Origin of the sequence: Microbispora bryophytorum (assembly GCF_006874465.1) — a bacterium.
In the GTDB taxonomy this organism is placed as follows: Bacteria; Actinomycetota; Actinomycetes; order Streptosporangiales; family Streptosporangiaceae; genus Microbispora; species Microbispora bryophytorum.
This window is the reverse complement of the sequence record NZ_VIRL01000001.1, coordinates 334,990-353,158: the sequence shown is the minus strand read 5'-3', so window position 1 is coordinate 353,158 and position 18,169 is coordinate 334,990. Positions and strand designations below refer to the sequence as shown.

The following is an 18,169-nucleotide window of genomic DNA, read 5'->3' as shown; positions in this document are numbered from 1 at the left end:
ACGTACCTCTCGTGATCAGGCAAGATACGGGTGTGTCTCTCGATACGGAACGGCGTGCGCGGCTTGATGGCGCAGGAGCCCTTGCCATGTCCTGGTCCGTTGTTTAAAGCTTTCTTGTTATAGGGGACCGGCTCTACCCCCCCAGAGCCGGACCGCTAGGCGACCCCCGCTCTCCCCCCCCCGGCGGGGGTCGCCCTTTTTCATTGATCAACCTGCCTGTGGCCAATAGTGGACAACCCGAACTATCCGGTCTTGTCCACAGGCCGGGCTTCGTCCACAGAACGCGGTTCGCTCGCCCGCCCCGGTCGCGGCCTCTCGCATCGTGGTCCTCCCGAACACCGAGTCGTCCGGGACGACAGGGAGACACCGATGCCACGCCCACTGGCCATAACCGACGATCAGGAACTCCTCGACGATCTGCTCCGCATAGCCGCCGCCGCGGGCGTCGAACTCGACGTCGCCCACGCGGCGGCCCACGCCCGGCCGTACTGGATCCGGGCCCCGCTGGTCGTGGTCGGCAGTGACCTGGCCGACGACCTGGCCGCCACGGGCCCGCCGCCCCGGCAGAACGTGGTCGTCGTGACACGGACGACCGACGACCCCGACATGTGGCGCAGATGCGTCGCGGTCGGGGCGCACACCGTGCTGGAACTGCCCGAGGCGGAGCGGCTCCTCGTGGAGGAGTTCGGCGACACCGCCGAGCCCGTGACCCGGGCAGGCACGGTCCTGTGCGTCGCAGGAGGGAAGGGCGGCGCCGGTGCCACCGTCCTCGCGGCGTCCCTGGCGCTGACGGCGTCCCGCGGCGGGCTGCGCACGCTCCTCGTCGACGCCGACCCGCTCGGCGGCGGCATCGACGTGCTGCTCGGTCAGGAGGATGCCCTGGGCGCCCGCTGGCCCGACGTCGTCGGGAGGGAGGGCAGGGTGAGCTTCGCCGCCCTCCAGGAGGCGCTGCCCACCTTCGGGGAGCTGACGGTGTTGTCGGCGCATCGCGGCGAGCCGGTGCGCATCCCCCGCGAGGCGATGCGCGTCGTGCTCGACGCCGCGCAGCGCGGCTGCGACCTGGTCGTGGTCGACCTGCCCCGGCACGTCGGCGAGGGCGAGGCCGAGGCCCTCGCCAGGGCCGCCGCGACGATCGTCGTCGTTCCCGCGGACCTGCGGGGAGCGCTCGCGGCGGCCCAGACGGTGACGCTGCTCCGGCCGGGGACCGGCGACCTGCGCCTGGTGATGCGCGCCGGGACGCTCGATCCGGAGGTCGTCGCGGCCTCTCTGTCGGTGCCGTGCGCGGGTGTGCTCCCGGAGACGCGCGGACTCGTGGAGACGGTGGACCGGGGAGACCCGCCGCCGCTGCGCCGGTCCCCGTTGGGCCGCTTCTGCGGTGAGCTGCTCGAGTCTCTCTTGGGCGGGCTCTCCCAGAGCGGCAGGTCCGGCCGTTCGTCCGCCGGGGCAGGTGGCCCGTGACGCGCCCAGGACCGGCGACCGTTCCCGGGGTCGGCGCGGAGCTGGTCGAGGCGGTGCGCGTACGGCTGTCGCATACCGGCGCCGCCCCCAGCGAGGCCCAGGTGGCGGCCGCCCTGCGCGCGGAGCGGGCCGTGCTCGGCGACTCCGAGATCCTGGCCGTCGCTCGGACGCTGCGCGCCCATCTCATCGGCGCGGGCCCGCTCGAAGCCCTGCTGGCCGAGCCGGGTGTCACGGACGTCCTGGTCAACGGGCCGCGCGAGGTGTGGGTGGACGACGGGGACGGCCTGCGCAGGACGAGCGTGACCTTTCCGGGAGACGACGAGGTCCGCAGACTCGCTCAGCGTCTGGCCGCGGCGGCCGGGCGTCGTCTCGACGACGCCTGCCCCTATGTGGACGCCCGGCTCGCCGGCGGCGTGCGCCTGCACGCGGTCCTCCCGCCGATCGCGGCGGAGGGGACCTGCCTGTCCCTGCGGCTGCCGTCACGCCGGGCGTTCGCGGTGGAGGAGCTCGCCGCGGAGGGCGGAGCCGCCGTGCTCCGCGCGATCATGGCGGCCCGGCTGGCGTTCCTGGTCACGGGCGGCACCGGCACTGGAAAAACGACGATGTTGAGTGCCATGCTCTCCCTCGCCGGCCCGGCGGAGCGTCTGCTGCTGGTCGAGGACTCCGCCGAGTTGCAGCCTCTGCACCCCCACGTCGTACGGCTGGAGGCCCGGCCGCCGAACCTGGAAGGCGCGGGCGGGGTCGGGCTGCGCGATCTCGTACGGCAGGCCCTCCGGATGCGACCCGACCGTCTGGTGGTGGGCGAGGTGCGCGGAGCGGAAGTCGTCGACTTGCTGGCGGCGCTCAACACCGGTCACGAGGGCGGCTGCGGCACGCTGCACGCCAACAACGCCGCCGACGTGCCGGCGCGGCTGGAGGCTCTGGCCTGTGCGGCGGGGCTGACGCGGGAGGCGGTGCACAGCCAGATCGCCGCCGCGCTCGATCTCGTCATCCACCTCGTGCGGGAGGCCGGTGGCGGCCGTCGCCGCGTCGCGGAGATCTGCGTGCTCGAGCGCGGCCCGTCCGGCCTGGTGACGGCGGCTCCGGCCCTGACCTTCGCTGCGGACGGCCGGGCGCGCCGCGGCCCGTCCTTCGAGGCGCTACGAGCACGTTGCCCGGTCTCGTGGCCGTCATGACGCCGCCGGGCGGACCGGTGGCGGGGCTGGTCGCGATGCTTGCCGCCGCCCTCGCCGGCTGGATGTGGGCCGGGCCGGATGCCGGGACGACACGGCTGGCGTCGCTCACACGGAACCGGCGGTCAAAGGACGCACGCAGGTCCTTGGTTGTGCTGGCCCGCCGCCCACGGCCAGGGGCGACGGCGGCGGCCTGGCGTGCGGCGTCCGTGGAGCTGTGCCAGAGCCTGGCAGCCGAGCTGTCGGCGGGCAGGACCCCCGGCGACGCCCTCGCTCGGGCGGTCTCCTCGGTCAGCCCACCCGATCCGGCCGCGCTCGCCCCGGTGGTCGCCGCCGCCCGGGATGGCGGCGACGTCGCCGCGGCCCTGATGAAGGCCGCGCCCGCGCGCGGCGGCGAGGGATTGGTCCGGCTGGCCGCGTGCTGGCGGGTGAGCGTGGCCGTGGGCGGCGGCCTGATCGCAGTGGTGGAACGGGTATGCGCATCTCTGCGGGAGGCGCAGGCACATCGAGAGGACGTGGCCGCCCAGCTTTCCGGACCCCGGGCAACCGCCCGGATGCTGGCGGGCCTGCCCGTGCTCGGCCTGCTGATGGCCACAGGACTCGGCATGGATCCGCTGGCGTTCCTGTTCGGCGACCCGGCGGGGTTCGTCTGCCTGGTCGTCGGGCTCGCCCTCGACGCCGCAGGTGTCTGGTGGACCCACAGGCTCGTCACCCGGGCGGAGGAGCTGACGGTGCCGTGATCGGGCCGCGCCTGGATCGGGCGGTGCCGTCATCGACCGGACGGCCGTCGTCGTGGGGAGACGCCGCCGACTGTCCTACTGCGGCTGTCCTGCTGCAGACGGTTGTCCTACTGAAAGGGGGCGAGGCATGATCGCCGTACTGGCCGGGCTCCTGACCACACTGGCGATGCTGACGTGGCCGGTTGCCCGTTCGCCGGCCGTGCGGCTGAATGCCGTCGCGGTGTCGGCGGCACCGGCCCGGGGATCACCAGGCGCCGCGCCGATGGGCGCGAGCGCGTCACGTCGAGGGGTGGCCGTCGCGGCACCCGTGGGAGTCGCGCTGTTCCTGCTTCTCGGTGGTCTGGTGGGGGCGTGTGCGGGGACGGCGACGGCCATCGGCCTGTTCGTCGCCGTTCGCAGGCGGGAACCGGCCGAGGTCAGGCGCCGCCGGGAGCGTATGGGCGCAGACCTTCCGTTCGCCGTCGATCTGATCGTCGCCTGTCTCCGAGCAGGGCAACCGATGAGCGGGGCCGTCGAGACGACCGCCGACGCGATCGGGGGTCCGATGGGCGAGCGCCTCTCGTGGGCCGGTGCTCAGATGCGCCTGGGCGCTCCTCCTGAGGAGGCGTGGGCCGCTCTGTCCGATGAACCGGCGCTCGCCGCTCTGGCCAGAACGATGATTCGGGCCGCCCAGAGCGGCGCGCCGGTCGCCGACGTCCTCACCCGGCTCGCCGACGACGCCCGGCGTGCGGCTCAGGCGACGGCCTCGGCTGCGGCGCGCAGGGTAGGTGTCCACGCCGTCGCACCGCTCGGGCTCTGTTTCCTGCCGGCCTTCGTCTTCCTGGGGATCATCCCCATGGTCGCGGGTCTGGCGGGCCAGATCCTCCTGCCATGAACAACCTGTGGACAGCCTCATCCACAACTGTGGACAGCAGGCGGGGCAAAGGGTACAGACGCTCAACAATCGCTGATCGTCGATCCACAGACGAGAGCGCTGTAGTTGTGGAAAACCGCGGTGGCAGGGCTCTTGTGCACAGAACCGCGCTCGGCCCGAATTCCTCCGTCCGTGATCCCGCAGTCTGGCCCCAGCACGGGCGGAGGGGCCGCCCGAGCGGGTCAGGAGGACCGATGAGCAAGCACGCCGCGACCGGCCGGAGGAATCAGACGGGCGCGACTCTCCGGCGGCGAGACGGTGACGCCGTGGGCCGTCACAGGGCGCGGCCGTCACGATGGGGGGCGCTCGTGCGCTCGGCACGCAGGGCGCTACTCGGCCGCTCCGGGCGCACATCCGTGTTCACCCGCTTCGGACGGTGGGCAGGATTCGGCGCTTCCACGGCCTCGGGGTCGTCGTCGCTGTCCGGGTGGGAGCCGAAGCCCGGCAGCCCGCCACAGCGCTCGATCGTCGGCCCGCGCCCGATCGTCGGCCCGCACTCGATCGCCGGCCTGCGCTCGATCGTCGGCCCGCACTCGATCGCCGGCCTGCGCCCGATCGTCGGCCCGCGCGCGATCGCGGGCCGGTGGGCGGTTGTGGGCCACGGGGCGGGAGGCAGGCTGTGGACGGAAGATCGTCGCCGCCGATCCAGTGTGAGCGCACTGGGAAGCGTCCTCGCTCTCAGCGCCCTGGCCGGCTTCCCAAAGGCGGGCGCGCTGCGGAGGTCGCCCGCCGCGCTGGGGCGATCGGCCGCCCGGGCCTCGTGCCGAGTTCGAGAGCTGAGCGTTCAGTGGGCGGTGCAGGCCAAAACGAGGGCCGACGCGGGCATGTCCACCGCGGAGTACGCCGTCGGCACGATAGCCGCCTGCGCGTTCGCGGCGCTGCTCTGGAAGGTGGTCACCAGCGGAGAAGTGAGGTCGATGCTCGCCGCGCTCATCCAAAAGGCGCTGAAGCTGGCCGCCTGAGGCCTGCGGTGGTGCGCTGCTGTGCCTGGATGTCGCGTCGGGTGGTGGACGTGCCGCCCCCGCGGGAGCGAGGCTCCGTGACCGCGGAGACCGCTGTCGCACTTCCGGCCCTCGTGGTCGTGCTGATCGCCTCACTGTGGGCGGTGACGGTCGTGGGCGCGCAACTGCGATGCGTCGACGCGGCCCGGGCCGGCGCACGCGCCGCCGCACGGGGCGAGGCGGCCGAGGAGGTGAGCGCGGCGGTCCTGCGACTGGCTCCCGAGGGTGCCACGGTGTCCATTCGCGTGGGAGCGGACACCACCCGGGTCGAGGTCGTCGCGACCGTCCGGCCGCCCTTCAGATCGCCGCTCCCGCCTGCTCGCCTCCGGGCCGCCGCCGTCTCCGCCACCGAACCCGGCGTTCTTCCGGCGATGTCGGCGGGTTGCGGAGGCGACCCGCTCTGCGGGCCTCGGGCGGACCTCGTCGCTCCGGCACCAGGCGGACGCGAATGACGAGCGGTTCGGAAGCGATATGAACGCGGCCGGCAGTCGCACTGAACACGGTCGCACTGAACGCGGTCGCACTGAACGCGGTCGCCCTGAGTCCGGAGGAGCGGGAGGAACGGGGGATCGCGGGAGCGGGGCACGCGAATGAGGAATCATTCCCGGCCGGCAGGCGCGGGAGCGGTGCATCCGGCGGGACATCCCGCGGGAGTCGGGTGAGCACGGCCGCCGGACGGGCCCGGAGCCGGTTGAGCGCCGGGACCACTCCGAACAGCCAGGACGTGTCATGGCTGATCGTCGCGGACATGAGGGCAGGCAGAATGAGGAGATTTCAGGCATGCGAAGGTGGAGCGTGCTCCAGTCAGGAGCGCGGCTCGGCGACAATCTGGACGATCGCCCTCATGACCGCCGTTTGGGCCGTGGCGATGGTGGCCGTCCAGGTGGGTGTCGCTCGCGTCGCGCGGCACCGGGCACAGAGCGCCGCCGACCTCGGCGCGCTCGGGGCCGCTCGCGTGGCGCTGGCGGTCCCGGATGAGGCGTGTGACCGTGCCCAGGCGATCACGGCCGCCAACGGGGCTTCGCTGCGGTCGTGCTCGCTGTCGGACGGTGTCGCCGAGGTCGCGGTAGCGGTGCGGTTCGTGGTCCCCCTCCTCGGTCCCGCGACGGCCACCGCCTCCGCATCGGCCGGTCCCGTCGGCGCCGCCGCATGAGGGGGTGGTCGCGGCGGGCGGATCATTCCGGCGGAGAAGGACACGGCAGATCCCGCCGCCGACCCCCGTCGAGCCGGGATGAGTATTACCGGCCGCTGCGGGCGCGACCGGGCAAATGGCGTATTTCTGATCTTCCGCAATGTGAGACTACTTCTGTCGCAATAGAATCACGACTTCTTAGACATTCGGTCCAAGAGTGGACGGCTGGCGTAAAGTGCCGCGTACTCTCAGTCGCCGTACGTGTTCCGCCGAGGCGGCCGGGGGCGGACGGTTCTCCACGAAGGGATACGTCGTGACCAGGGTTCGTCGGCTGGGCACAACGGCCATGATCGTTCTGATGGCTCTGGCGTCCACGCCGATGATCGGTGTCACACCCGCGAACGCGGCCGACGCCGAGATCCTGTCCCCCGCGGACGGGGAGGTCGTCAAGTCATCCGGTGCGGTCGCCGTCTCCGCGAAGACGGACTGGTACCAGATCAGCATGGCCCTGTACGTCGAAGGCCCCTCCGTATCCCGGCAGAAGATCGCGTCCGGCGGCGCGAACCAGACGATCAGCGGATCCTTCGACCCCCGCGACGCCCCCAACGGCACACTCACGGTCAGTTTGTTCGGTGAGGTCACACACAAGACCTACGCCACCTCCACCTTCGTGCTCAGCCGTCCGCCGGAGGCTCCCTCAGGGGTCGAGGCACGGCTCAAGAACCCCTCGACGATCCTGGTCGGCTGGGCGAAGGGCGCAGAGCCCGATCTGCAGTCGTACGAGATCACCTCGGTCAAGGCCGGCAAGTCCTGGTCCATGTCCGCCGACTCCGCCTGCTCCGGTTCCACCTGTCAGACGAGCCTCGCGCTTCCGGCCGGTATGGGTGGACAGAAGGTGGACGTCTCCGTTCGCGCGTTCCGATCGGACGGCACCGGCGGCTCCGTGGCATCTCAACGGTCCGCGGCCGCGTACGTGACCGTTCCCGCCCCGAAGGCGTCCGCGAGCCCATCTCCGTCTCCGTCGCGGAAACCGGCCGCCCAGTCGGTGGGCAAGTCGCGCGCCGCCGAAACTCCGAAGACGCATCGGTCCACCGCCGTGCCGAACGCGGAACCGGCACTGCCGCAGAACGCCACGCTGCCCAAGGACACCGAGCTGCCGAAGGACACCGAGCTCACGCTGCCGCAGGCGAACGGTGGCAGTGACCAGACCGAGCCGGTGGTCGCCCCGGACAAGACCGACGATCCGAAGATGACGGCGCAGTCCTCTTTCCTGCCGCTCGGCGGGCTGAGCTTCGGCGTGTACGTCGCGCTTGCCGTCGTCCTGCTGCTCACGGGCGCGAATCTGGGCGCCTGGCTGCGGCGCAAGGGCCTGACGAGCGACAGCGCGGGTGAGGGACGATCCGGGAGCTCGCAGCCGCAGCCGGTGACAGGAAGGACAGGCGCCTCGCCCGAGGCTGCGACGGTGGCGAGCGGCGCGGCCGCGTTCAGCGGCACCGCCACGGCGAAGGCCAGAGGGAACGCGCCGCTACGACGTCCCTCCGTGATCCTGGCCAGGCCGAAGGCCCGCGAGAATCTCCCGGATCCGGAGGCCGACACCGAGATCCGCCTGGGCGCCGTCTCCCCGACGACCGAGGACACGACCACGGACACGGGCGCGAGCGTGTCCGCGAACTCGAATACAGACGCGGGCGTGATCAAGGGCGCGAGCGTGGCCGCGACGACGGATACAGACGCGAGCGTGGACGCGACTACAGGCATGGCCACGACCTCGAATACGGACACGGGCGTGACCACGGACACGGGCATGGCCGCGACCACGGATACAGACGCGGGCGTGATCGCCGACACGGGCGCGGGCGCGACCACGGACACGCGTACGGGGACCAGGTTGTCCGATCAGGAGCCGGCTGCTTTCCTCGACCGGCCGGACCAGCAGGAGCCGCTGCCGGCAACCGCGCAAATCGGCCCTACCGCTGACATCGGGTCCACCGGCGAGATGCCGTCTTCGGGGGCGCTGCCCGGACAGATGCCGGCGGTTGTGGCGCCGGCGAGGCTCGCGGGTAGGGCGCCGGCGGGGCCTGCGGGTGCGGCGATCAACGGCCAGATGCCGGAACGGCCGCTTCGGCAGCCCGAGCCGGACGTCTGGACGGAGGACGACGAGAGCCTCCGCTCCGCCCGCCGGCCCGACCTCTGACGGCCGCGTGGTCCCGGCAAGGGCCGGGTGGTCCCAGCATTGGCCGGGTGGTCCCAGCATGGGCCGGGTGGTCCCGGCATGGGACCCGTGTTTCCCCACAAGGGACTTGTGCCTGCGGCGCCTGCCCGCTCCGTCTGCCTCTGTTCGGCCTCCCTTTGTTCGGCTCGCAGGTGTCCGGCCTGCCTCCGTCCGGCCTGCCTCCGTCCGGCTCGCGGGGCGGTGGGATGAGGGCGCACGCCTGCCCGCCTGCCCGCCTGTCGGGAGGGGCCCGTAGCCGGCCTGACGTTCCGCGCGCCGGATCGGGTGTTCAGCCGGATCAGGCGCGCAGGAGGATGTCGAGGAGGCGGATCGCCCCGGCCTTGTCGAGCGGCTCGTTGCCGTTTCCGCACTTGGGGGACTGGATGCAGGACGGACAACCGCGTTCGCATTCGCACGAGGCGATCGCCTCCCGCGTCGCCGTCAGCCAGTCGGACGCCCGGGCGTACCCGCGCTCGGCGAAGCCCGCGCCTCCGTCGTGGCCGTCGTAGACGAAGACCGTGAGCAGACCCGTGTCGGGGTGGAGTTCGGTGGACACGCCGCCGATGTCCCAGCGGTCGCAGGTGGCGAACAGGGGCAGCAGGCCGATCGAGGCGTGCTCGGCCGCGTGCGCCGCCCCGCCGAGATCCGCGGGGTGTCCGGGCTCGATGAGCTCGGCGAGTGCGGGCGTGGGCAGGGTCCACCAGACCGCACGTGTGCAGAGCGTGCGCGGCGGCAGGTCGAGGGGCTCCTCGCCGAGGACCTCCCCGGTCTGGGCGCGCCGTTTGAGGTACGAGACGACCTGCCGGGTGACCTCCACCGAGCCGAAGTGAATGGTCCCCGGCCCGAAGGGCCGCGAACGCAGCGACTCCATCACCCGGATGTCGGTGACGTCCCGCGCGAAGGTCGCGTAGTCCGGTTCGGCGGCGGTGACCAAAGCGACCCCCGCGTCCAGATCGAGCACGTCGACCACGAACGTCTCGCTCTGGTGCAGATAGACGGCTCCGTGATGGACCATGGTGTGCGCCGACGGCTCGTCGACCGTGCCCAGCAGGCGGCCGGTGGACGCCTCCACGACCTGCACCGGGGCGCCGCCCGAGCCACGGATGTCGGCCAGATCGGCCGCGCGGTCCCGGCTCGTCCAGAACCACCCCGTGGAGCGCCTTCGCAGCAGTCCCCGGCTCACGAGGTCGTCGAGCACGCCGCGGGCCGCCGGGCCGAAGATCTCCACGTCGCCCTCGGTGAGCGGGATCTCCGCGGCGGCGGCGCACAGGTGGGGCGCCAGCACGTACGGGTTGTCGGGGTCGAGGACGATGGCCTCCACCGGCCGTCCGAACACCGCCTCCGGATGATGGACGATGTAGGTGTCGAGCGGGTCGTCCCGCGCGATCAGCACGGCCAGCGCGTCCTGGCCCGCGCGGCCGGCCCGGCCCGCCTGCTGCCACAACGATGCGCGGGTGCCGGGCCATCCGGCGATGAGCACCGCGTCGAGACCTGAGACGTCGACACCGAGTTCGAGCGCGTTGGTGGTGGCCAGGCCGGTCAGTTCGCCCGAGCGCAGGGCCTTTTCGAGCACCCGCCGGTCGTCGGACAGGTAGCCCGCCCGGTAGGCCGCCACCCGGTCGGACAGCCGCCCTCCTCCGCGATCTGTCCGGCCTCCCGCGTCGATCTCAGCCGGCTCTCCGGCCTCCGTGGCCTTCGCGGGGGACCGCCCCCGCCCGCCGTTTCCGTCGAGGGCCTCGTCCGGAACGCCGCCGAAGGCGTCGCGAAGAGCTCCGCCGTCGTCCGGTCCGCTCACTTCCTCCGGCCCGCCCTCGGCGTACTCCCCGTACGGCACGGGCTCCTCGTCGAGAAGGGCCTCGACCTCCTCCAAGGTGCGGCGGGCGGTGAGGGCCACGGCCTCCGCGGCGCGGCGGGAGCGGACGAACGCGAGAGTGCGCACGTCCTCGATCACGAGGTCCGCCAGGAGGTCGGCCGCCTCGGCCGTGGCCGTACGGCGGACCGGGGCCCCGCTCTCCCCGCGTAAATCGGTCAGGGGCGGCTCCCACAGGGCGAAGGTGGTCGAACCCCTGGGAGAGGCGTCCGTGGTCACCTCGGCCATTTCAAGGCCGGTCAGACGCACTCCCGCGGCGGCGGGGTCGCTCGCGGTGGCCGACGCCAGCAGGAACACCGGGGAGGAGCCGTACCTGGCGGCGACCCGGCGCAGCCGGCGCAGGATCTGGGCGACGTGGGAGCCGAAGACGCCCCGGTAGCCATGGCACTCGTCCACGACCACCAACTGCAGCCGTCGCCAGAATGACGACCAGGACGAGTGCCGGGGCAGGATCGACCTGTGCAGCATGTCCGGGTTGGTCAGCACGTAGTTGGCGTTCTGGCGGACCCATCGGCGTTCCTCGGGCGGTGTGTCGCCGTCGTAGGTCGCGGCGCGCACCTGCGTCAGCCGCAGCGTGCGCAGGGCCCTGAGCTGGTCGGCGGCGAGCGCCTTGGTCGGGGTGAGATACAGCACGGTGCCACCGGAGAAGATCTCCGTGACGGCCGGCACCAGGTAGGCCAGGGATTTTCCGGACGCGGTTCCTGTGGCAATGATCACGTTTTGGCCACGTTTAACCAGCTCGGCGGCCATAAGCTGGTGTTCCCACAGGCCGGAGACCCCCTGTGCGCGCAGCCGCGAGACCAGCAGATCAGGGGCCCATTCCGGCCACCGTGTCTCACCTGCCTGACGTGCTGGAACATGCTCCACGTGAGTCACGCGCCCCCGGCGTGCGGGAACGGCGAGCAGACGGGTGAGAAGGTCGCCTGTTCGGGCAGAGGACGAAGAAGTCGGAGTCACTGGTTTCCAGTTTGGCATCTGCGGGGAGAGTCGCCCGGAGTCGTGATTTCGTATAGACACGGAGTCGTAGCGTGGTTGAATGCCGCGCATCGGGTCGTGCCTCTGGACTACCAGGATGCATGACCTGTATCGAGACCTACGCAAGTAAGGCGCTGGAGGATCTGTGGATCTGAAGTTGGACCACCATTCCGAGGACAATCTCACCATCGTCGATGTCGAGGGTGAGATCGACGTCTACACCGCGCCCCGACTGCGTGAGCTGCTGATCGACCTGGTCAACAAGGGCAACTTCCACCTGCTCGTGAACATGGAGAAGGTGGACTTCCTCGACTCGACCGGCCTTGGCGTGCTGGTCGGCGGCCTCAAGCGGGTGCGGGCGCACGACGGCTCCCTGGAGCTCGTCTGCACACAGGAGCGCATCCTGAAGATCTTCCGTATCACCGGTTTGACGAAGGTCTTCGGGATCTACGCCTCGGTCGAGGAGGCCAAGGAAGCCCACGGCCGGGACAAGTGACGGTCGAGGATTCAGCCACATGGCCACCGTCGAGCTGACGTTCAGCGCTCTGCCCGCCCACGTGCGTACGGCACGGCTGGTCGCCACGGCCATCGCCCGGCGCACGGGAGTGGCGGAGGCGATCCTGGACGAGGTGCGGCTCGCCGTCGGAGAGGCGTGCTCGCGGGCTGTGGAGGCGCACCGCCTCCACTGCCCGGGGGAGCCGGTTCGCATCGAGTTACGCGACGACGCGGGGCGTTTCGAGGTAACGGTCACCGACGCCGCCCCGGGTGAGGACGTGACGCCCCAGGTGCTGGAGGCGGACGGCAGCCTCATGCCCGAGATGGACAACCTGGGCATCGCGGTGATCGCGGGACTGGCCGACGACGTCGAGGTGCTCCCCGGGCCGAAGGGCATGCGCATCCGCATGAGCTGGCCCGCGTCGCCCCACGGCATCGCCGCCCTCTGACCTCCGGGAGCCTCCGAGAACCTCCGAGGAGATCAAAAGGACCTCCGAAGAGATCAGGAGCCTCCCAAGAGATCCCTGAGCCTTGCCAGATGTCCCTCAGCCTCCGAAGACGGCCCCCAGAGCCTTCGGAGCCTCCCGGGGGCATCCGAGGAGGACCTTCAAGGACCCCCGACGACTCCGACGCCCCTTTGGCGCGAGGTCTTCGAGGGGAGACTTCGAGCAGATCGAGTGTCGCCCCCAGCGTGACACTCGATCTTTTGCTGTGCCCAGCCTAATTTCGGGGAGACCGAAACTAAGGACAAGGGAGTACCGTAACCAGGGCGACCCTTGCCGCCGTGCCCCTGACTGTGCTGGTCAAACCACCTTCATAGCGCCGCAAATGTTCGCTCATTACTGGACGCCGCCTCGATTGCGAGGCACGAGGGCCTTCATATCCGTGGCATCGCTGCGTAGACTCCCGGCACCGGCCAAGGTATTGCGGATGCAACCGGAAGCGGCACTTGCCAACCGCCCGGAAGTGCGCCGCACGGCCAGTCGGATCGTCGGCGCCGTCCGGGCAGGACCGAAACCCCGTCTGGCCGAGGAGGACGGATGTCTGCCTATCACGCCGCTGGCGAGAGCGCAGCGGTAGCTTTGAATGGTTCCCATCTCACCCTTGTCATAGTCGTCGCCGTAGTGGCGTTGCTCGCTCTTGCCGTCGCGGGCGGCCTGGTGCGCGAGGTGCTCGCCGCCGGGCAGGGCACCGAGCGAATGCAGAACATCTCGCGTGCCGTGCAGGAGGGCGCCGCCGCGTATCTCACGCGGCAGTTCCGGACGCTTGCGATATTCGTCGTCATCATTCCGTTCCTGCTCCTGCTGCTCCCGGCGGGCTCGACCGGCGAGAGAATCGGCCGGTCCGTCTTCTTCGTGGTCGGCGCGGTGTTCTCCGCACTGACCGGTTTCATCGGCATGTGGCTCGCCGTACGCGGAAACGTCCGAGTCGCGGCCGCCGCCCGCGAGTCGGGTGAGAAGACCGCGATGCGCATCGCGTTCCGCACGGGCGGCGTGGCCGGCATGTTCACGGTCGGCCTGGGCCTGCTGGGCGCCGCGATCGTCGTGCTGGTCTACAAGGGCGACGCGCCGAACGTCCTCGAGGGGTTCGGCTTCGGCGCCGCGCTGCTCGCCATGTTCATGCGTGTCGGCGGCGGCATCTTCACCAAGGCCGCCGACGTCGGCGCCGACCTGGTCGGCAAGGTCGAGCAGGGCATCCCCGAGGACGACCCGCGCAACGCCGCCACCATCGCCGACAACGTGGGTGACAACGTCGGCGACTGCGCCGGCATGGCCGCCGACCTGTTCGAGTCGTACGCGGTCACCCTGGTCGCGAGCCTGATCCTGGGCAAGGCCGCGTTCGGCACCGAGGGCCTGGTCTTCCCGCTGATCGTCCCGATGATCGGCGTGATCACGGCGGTCGTCGGCATCTTCACCACGGCTCCCCGCTCCGGCGACCGGTCCGGCATGGCCGCCATCAACCGCGGCTTCTTCATCTCCGCCGCGATCTCGGCCGTGCTGGTGGCCGTCGCGGCGTTCGCCTACCTCCCGTCGAGCTTCGCCGAACTGTCCGGCGCCTCCGCGAACGTCGCCGGGCTCGCCGCCGACCCGCGCCTGATCGCCATCGGCGCGGTGCTCGTGGGCCTGGTCCTGGCCAGCGCCATCCAGGTCCTCACCGGCTACTTCACCGAGACCAACCGGCGCCCGGTGCGGGAGATCGGCGAGAGCTCGCTCACCGGACCCGCCACCGTCATCCTGTCCGGCATCTCGGTCGGCCTGGAGTCCGCGGTCTACTCGGCGCTGCTGATCGGCGGCGCGGTCTACGGCGCCTTCCTGCTCGGCTTCGGCAACGTGACCGTGGCGCTGTTCGCCGTGGCCCTCGCCGGCACCGGCCTGCTGACCACGGTCGGCGTGATCGTGTCGATGGACACCTTTGGCCCGGTCTCCGACAACGCCCAGGGCATCGCCGAGATGTCGGGCGACGTCGAGGGCGAGGGCGCCCGGGTCCTCACCTCCCTGGACGCGGTCGGCAACACCACCAAGGCCATCACCAAGGGCATCGCGATCGCGACCGCCGTGCTCGCGGCGACCGCGCTGTTCGGCTCGTTCCGCACCGCGGTCGAGAGTGAGCTCGCCAAGGCGACGCAGGGCGTGAAGGACGCCCTGGGCTCGTTCGCCGACTTCAGCCTGTCGGTGGACGCCCCGAACGTCCTGGTCGGCCTCATCATCGGCGCGGCCGTGGTGTTCCTGTTCTCCGGCCTCGCGATCAGCGCCGTCGGCCGCGCCGCCGGCCGTGTCGTGTACGAGGTGCGCGAGCAGTTCCGCACCAAGCCCGGGATCATGGACGGCACCGAGCTGCCGGACTACGGCCGTGTGGTGGACATCTGCACCCGCGACTCGCTGCGCGAGCTCGCGACCCCCGGCCTGCTCGCCGTGCTGACCCCGATCGCGGTCGGCTTCGCGCTCGGCTACGCACCGCTCGGGGCCTACCTGGCCGGTGCCATCGCGGCCGGAACGCTGATGGCGGTGTTCCTCGCCAACTCCGGTGGCGCCTGGGACAACGCCAAGAAGCTGGTCGAGGACGGCCACCACGGCGGCAAGGGCTCGGAGGCGCACGCCGCCACCGTGATCGGCGACACCGTCGGCGACCCGTTCAAGGACACCGCCGGTCCGGCCATCAACCCGCTGATCAAGGTGATGAACCTGGTCGCACTGCTGATCGCCCCGGCCGTCGTCACGTACGCCGACAACGTCGCGGTGCGCGTCACCGCGACGGTCGTCGCGGTGGCGGTCGTGGTCGGCGCCGTTGTGGTCTCCAAGCGCCGCGCCACGGGCATCGCCCCGTCCGGCGAGGCCGACGAGGCCTCCCGTGCCACGGAGCCCGTCGCCCACTGACGCGGCCCGCACCACGGCCCGAAGGTCCCTCGCTCGTGGAGCGGGGGACCTTCTCCATACACTGAGCACTTATGGACAAGCCGAACGGGGGCAGGACGCTGGCGCTGATCCTGCTGACCATGGCGGTGATGATCGCCGTGATCGTGGGTCTCGCTGTCTGGGCCATGCCGTGAGCGCCCGGACGCTCGTCGTGGTCAGGCACGCCAAGGCCGGTCACGCGCCCGGCCTTCCGGACGGCGAACGTCCGCTCACTGCCGGCGGTGAACGGGACGCCCGGGCGGCCGGGGAGGAAATCCGGCGAATCGTCCCCGGGCTCACCACAGGGCTCACCACAGGGCTCACCACAGGGCTCACCGCAGGGCCCACCTCGGCGCTCGTCCTGTGCTCGCCGTCGGTCCGCACCCGCAGGACCGCCGAGCTGCTCGGCCTCGACGCCCCCCTTGAGATCGAACGTGACATCTACGAGGCCTACCCCGACGACCTGCTCGGCGTGCTGCGCCGTACGGACGGCGAGATCGCGTCGGTGGTGCTCGTCGGCCACAACCCGGGCGTGCACGAGCTCGTCGCCGCCCTGACCGGCACCAGAGTCGACGGCTTCCCACCCGGCGCGTACGCGGTGATCGAGCTGGACGTGCCGTGGGAGGACGTCGTCCCCGGCACCGGACGGCTGGTCCACGTGAGCCGCACCTGATTGCGGCCCGGCACGGCGGGTAGTAAGGGCGCCTGCCGCTCAGGAACGTCGTGCTCGCCAGGGCGCCGAGGCTGGAGGATCCACGGCTCGCGCTCGGTTTCGGCCTGACCGGGGCCGCCTGCCTGCTGATCCCGCTGCTCGTGGGCCTGCTCACCGGGCACCCCGCGGGCGGGGCGACGGTCGGCCTCGGCGCGTGGCTGGTCGCGGCGCGGGCCATCACGAACCCCGCGGGCGTGCGCACGCTGTACATGCTCGGCGTCGTGCTGTCGGTCGGCGTGGGGACGTCGCTGGGGATCCTGCTGTCGGGCAGCGGCGGGGCCATGGTTCTGGTCGCCTCGGCCCTGGCCGGGCTGGGCGGCCTGGTGCGCCCGATCGGCGTCACCCCGGCGCTCACGCTGCTGCTGACCGCCGCCAACCCGCTGCCGCTCGATCCCGTGCCGCACGCGGGCCTGCAACTGCTCGGCGGTCTGCTGGCGGCCGTCCTGCTCACCCTGCCCTGGCCGTGGCGGCGCACCCGCCCCATCGTCGCGATGCTGGGGGAGACCGCCGACACCCTGGCCGGGTTGGTCGGGGCCGTGGCCGATCCCGCGGTGGGTCAGGACGAGTGGGACGAGCGCCGCAGGAAGGCCGCCGACGCCATCGCCGAGGTCCGCACGGCCCGAGCCCGCCGTGTCTGGTGGGAGCGGTCGCGGGCGGCAGGGGACGTCGCGCTCGCGCTGCGCCGGGTGTTCCACGAGATCATCGCGTTGCGCGGGCTGTGCGACACGCTGGCCCGGCGTGCGCCCGGCGGGGCGGACGAGGCGGGGCTCGGCGACCTCGTGGCCTCGCTGTCCGCGGCGCTGAGCGCCTACCTGGCCGACTGCCCGCCCACGCACGTCCCCGTCATGGATTTCGGCGATCGGGTCGACCGGCTGCGCGACCGGGCCGCGGGCGGCGAGCGCGAGATGGTCGTGCTCGTCCTCCTCCGGCAGATCGCCCACAGCGTCACGCGGATCCAGGAGGCGCTCGACGGCTCCACCGAGGCGGCCCGCCGTCTGTGCACGCACGGCCTCGATCTGACCACGCTGGCGGCTCCCCCGTCGCTCGCCTTCGACGATCCGCGCGTACGGCACGCCCTGCGGGTCGTGCTCGGCACGGCCTTCGCCTCGATCATCATCGTGCTGGTCAAGCCAGCGTTCCCGCACTGGCTGGTGATCGCGGTGCTGGTCACCATCCAGCCGACGTACGGGGAGACGCGGGCCAAGGTGTGGGCTCGGGTGAGCGGCAGCACGGCCGGGGGTCTGGTCTCGGCCGCCGTCCTGACCGTCGCGCCGGGTCACTGGACGCTCGTCGCGCTGATCGGGGTGTCGGCCGCGCTGGCGTTCGGCCTGGCCCCGACGCACCAGGCCTACTGGGCGACGTTCATGACGATGTGCGTGCTCCTGCTGCTCGACTTCCAGATGCCGCAGACCGCACGGATCGCCGAGTCGCGGGTCGTGCTGACGGTCGTGGGCGGCGTCATCGCCATCGCCTGCGCGCGACTGCTGTGGCCGCGGGGGGAAACGGAACGGCTGGCCGAGCGGGTCGGCCGGATGATCGACTCGCACGCGGCGATCGCCCGGACGCTGGCGCAGCTGGCCAGGGGGAAGGCGGGTGTGGAACGCGCCGAGGAGCGGGTCAGGAAGGCCGCGGTGGACGCCGAGATGGTCGCGGAGGCGCTCGGCTACATCGCCGAGGAACCCGGCGGCACGGCGCCCGAGGCCGTCGGCGAGGCCCTGGACGCCGCCCAGCGGGTCCGCGACGACCTGCTGACGCTGATCTCGGTGCTGCGCGACGAGCCCGCGGGCGGCGGGCCGGTCCCCGACGTCCTGGACGCCGTGGCCGGCCACCTGCGGACCGCCGCCCGGGGCGTGCGGGGGCGGGAGCCGTACGAGCCGGCGGCGGAGGTGAGCCGGGGGCTCGCGGACAACGCCGTGTGGGTCGGCGCCCAGGCCGAGCGCCGCCTCAGCGAACTGGAGGCGGACGTGACCGAGCCGGGCTCGGGGCGGGCGCTGCTGCGCACCGCCGCCGTCGACCAGGCGCTGCGGTCGCTGGGCGCCGACGCCGTACGGCTGTGCGCGGCGGCGGCCGGCGCCTTCGCGAACCGGCCCTGAGGTC

At 71.9% G+C, this 18,169-nt stretch carries 14 protein-coding genes; 13 read left to right on the top strand and 1 reads right to left on the bottom strand.

The genetic code is table 11. From position 1 onward, the window contains the following. Positions 1-369: 369 nt before the first annotated feature. From ssd to FLX07_RS01775, 8 genes are all read left to right on the top strand, one after another. Positions 370-1,458, top strand: coding sequence for a septum site-determining protein Ssd (gene ssd / locus FLX07_RS01815; RefSeq protein WP_142567650.1), 1,089 nt, complete (start codon positions 370-372; stop codon positions 1,456-1,458). After that, positions 1,455-2,633: a TadA family conjugal transfer-associated ATPase gene (locus FLX07_RS01810; RefSeq protein WP_142567649.1), complete on the top strand. Its 1,179-nt coding sequence runs from the start codon at positions 1,455-1,457 to the stop codon at positions 2,631-2,633. The genes ssd and FLX07_RS01810 overlap by 4 nt, the downstream gene beginning before the upstream one ends. Continuing rightward, positions 2,630-3,370, top strand: a complete 741-nt coding sequence (locus FLX07_RS01805; RefSeq protein WP_142567648.1) for a type II secretion system F family protein — start codon at positions 2,630-2,632, stop codon at positions 3,368-3,370. The genes FLX07_RS01810 and FLX07_RS01805 overlap by 4 nt, the downstream gene beginning before the upstream one ends. Positions 3,371-3,497: 127 nt before the next feature. Further along, positions 3,498-4,244, top strand: a complete 747-nt coding sequence (locus tag FLX07_RS01800; protein WP_142567647.1) for a type II secretion system F family protein — start codon at positions 3,498-3,500, stop codon at positions 4,242-4,244. A 347-nt stretch (positions 4,245-4,591) separates the two neighbouring features. Further along, positions 4,592-5,245: a DUF4244 domain-containing protein gene (locus FLX07_RS38645; protein ID WP_308424364.1), complete on the top strand. Its 654-nt coding sequence runs from the start codon at positions 4,592-4,594 to the stop codon at positions 5,243-5,245. Positions 5,246-5,274: 29 nt separating this feature from the next. Then, the gene (locus FLX07_RS01785) at positions 5,275-5,736 is read left to right on the top strand and encodes a TadE family type IV pilus minor pilin (RefSeq protein ID WP_223852891.1); all 462 of its coding nucleotides are present in this window, start codon (positions 5,275-5,277) and stop codon (positions 5,734-5,736) included. A 296-nt stretch (positions 5,737-6,032) separates the two neighbouring features. Next, complete coding sequence (locus FLX07_RS01780) at positions 6,033-6,437, top strand: Rv3654c family TadE-like protein (RefSeq protein ID WP_142567646.1); 405 nt, start codon at positions 6,033-6,035, stop codon at positions 6,435-6,437. Positions 6,438-6,729: 292 nt separating this feature from the next. After that, the gene (locus FLX07_RS01775) at positions 6,730-8,610 is read left to right on the top strand and encodes a hypothetical protein (RefSeq protein ID WP_142567645.1); all 1,881 of its coding nucleotides are present in this window, start codon (positions 6,730-6,732) and stop codon (positions 8,608-8,610) included. A gap of 316 nt (positions 8,611-8,926) precedes the next feature. Here the strand turns inward: FLX07_RS01775 and FLX07_RS01770 are convergent, their stop codons facing one another. Further along, positions 8,927-11,215: a DEAD/DEAH box helicase gene (locus FLX07_RS01770; protein ID WP_229689446.1), complete on the bottom strand. Its 2,289-nt coding sequence runs from the start codon at positions 11,213-11,215 to the stop codon at positions 8,927-8,929. Positions 11,216-11,618: 403 nt separating this feature from the next. On the opposite strand from FLX07_RS01770, the gene FLX07_RS01765 reads away from it, so the two are divergent. The 5 genes from FLX07_RS01765 (at position 11,619) to FLX07_RS01745 (ending at position 18,165) form a co-directional block, all read left to right on the top strand. Beyond that, positions 11,619-11,969, top strand: coding sequence for an STAS domain-containing protein (locus FLX07_RS01765; protein ID WP_030506779.1), 351 nt, complete (start codon positions 11,619-11,621; stop codon positions 11,967-11,969). Positions 11,970-11,988: 19 nt separating this feature from the next. Beyond that, on the top strand, positions 11,989-12,417 hold the full coding sequence (locus FLX07_RS01760) for an ATP-binding protein (protein ID WP_142567643.1): 429 nt from the start codon (positions 11,989-11,991) through the stop codon (positions 12,415-12,417). 591 nt (positions 12,418-13,008) lie between these two features. Then, positions 13,009-15,342: a sodium-translocating pyrophosphatase gene (locus tag FLX07_RS01755; RefSeq protein ID WP_142567642.1), complete on the top strand. Its 2,334-nt coding sequence runs from the start codon at positions 13,009-13,011 to the stop codon at positions 15,340-15,342. A gap of 169 nt (positions 15,343-15,511) precedes the next feature. Then, positions 15,512-16,033 carry a SixA phosphatase family protein gene (locus FLX07_RS01750; RefSeq protein WP_223852890.1) on the top strand — a complete coding sequence of 174 codons (522 nt, stop codon included), beginning with the start codon at positions 15,512-15,514 and terminating at the stop codon, positions 16,031-16,033. Positions 16,034-16,083: 50 nt separating this feature from the next. Beyond that, positions 16,084-18,165: an FUSC family protein gene (locus FLX07_RS01745; RefSeq protein ID WP_142567641.1), complete on the top strand. Its 2,082-nt coding sequence runs from the start codon at positions 16,084-16,086 to the stop codon at positions 18,163-18,165. Positions 18,166-18,169: the final 4 nt, after the last annotated feature.

Excerpts from the sequence above, each read along its gene's own strand:
- FLX07_RS01760 (WP_142567643.1), top strand. The coding sequence starts at position 11,989 with ATGGCCACCGTCGAGCTGACGTTCAGCGCTCTGCCCGCCCACGTGCGT.
- FLX07_RS01805 (WP_142567648.1), top strand. The coding sequence starts at position 2,630 with ATGACGCCGCCGGGCGGACCGGTGGCGGGGCTGGTCGCGATGCTTGCC.
- FLX07_RS01800 (WP_142567647.1), top strand. The coding sequence starts at position 3,498 with ATGATCGCCGTACTGGCCGGGCTCCTGACCACACTGGCGATGCTGACG.
- FLX07_RS01785 (WP_223852891.1), top strand. The coding sequence starts at position 5,275 with ATGTCGCGTCGGGTGGTGGACGTGCCGCCCCCGCGGGAGCGAGGCTCC.
- FLX07_RS01780 (WP_142567646.1), top strand. The coding sequence starts at position 6,033 with ATGAGGGCAGGCAGAATGAGGAGATTTCAGGCATGCGAAGGTGGAGCG.
- ssd (WP_142567650.1), top strand. The coding sequence starts at position 370 with ATGCCACGCCCACTGGCCATAACCGACGATCAGGAACTCCTCGACGAT.
- FLX07_RS01755 (WP_142567642.1), top strand. The coding sequence starts at position 13,009 with ATGTCTGCCTATCACGCCGCTGGCGAGAGCGCAGCGGTAGCTTTGAAT.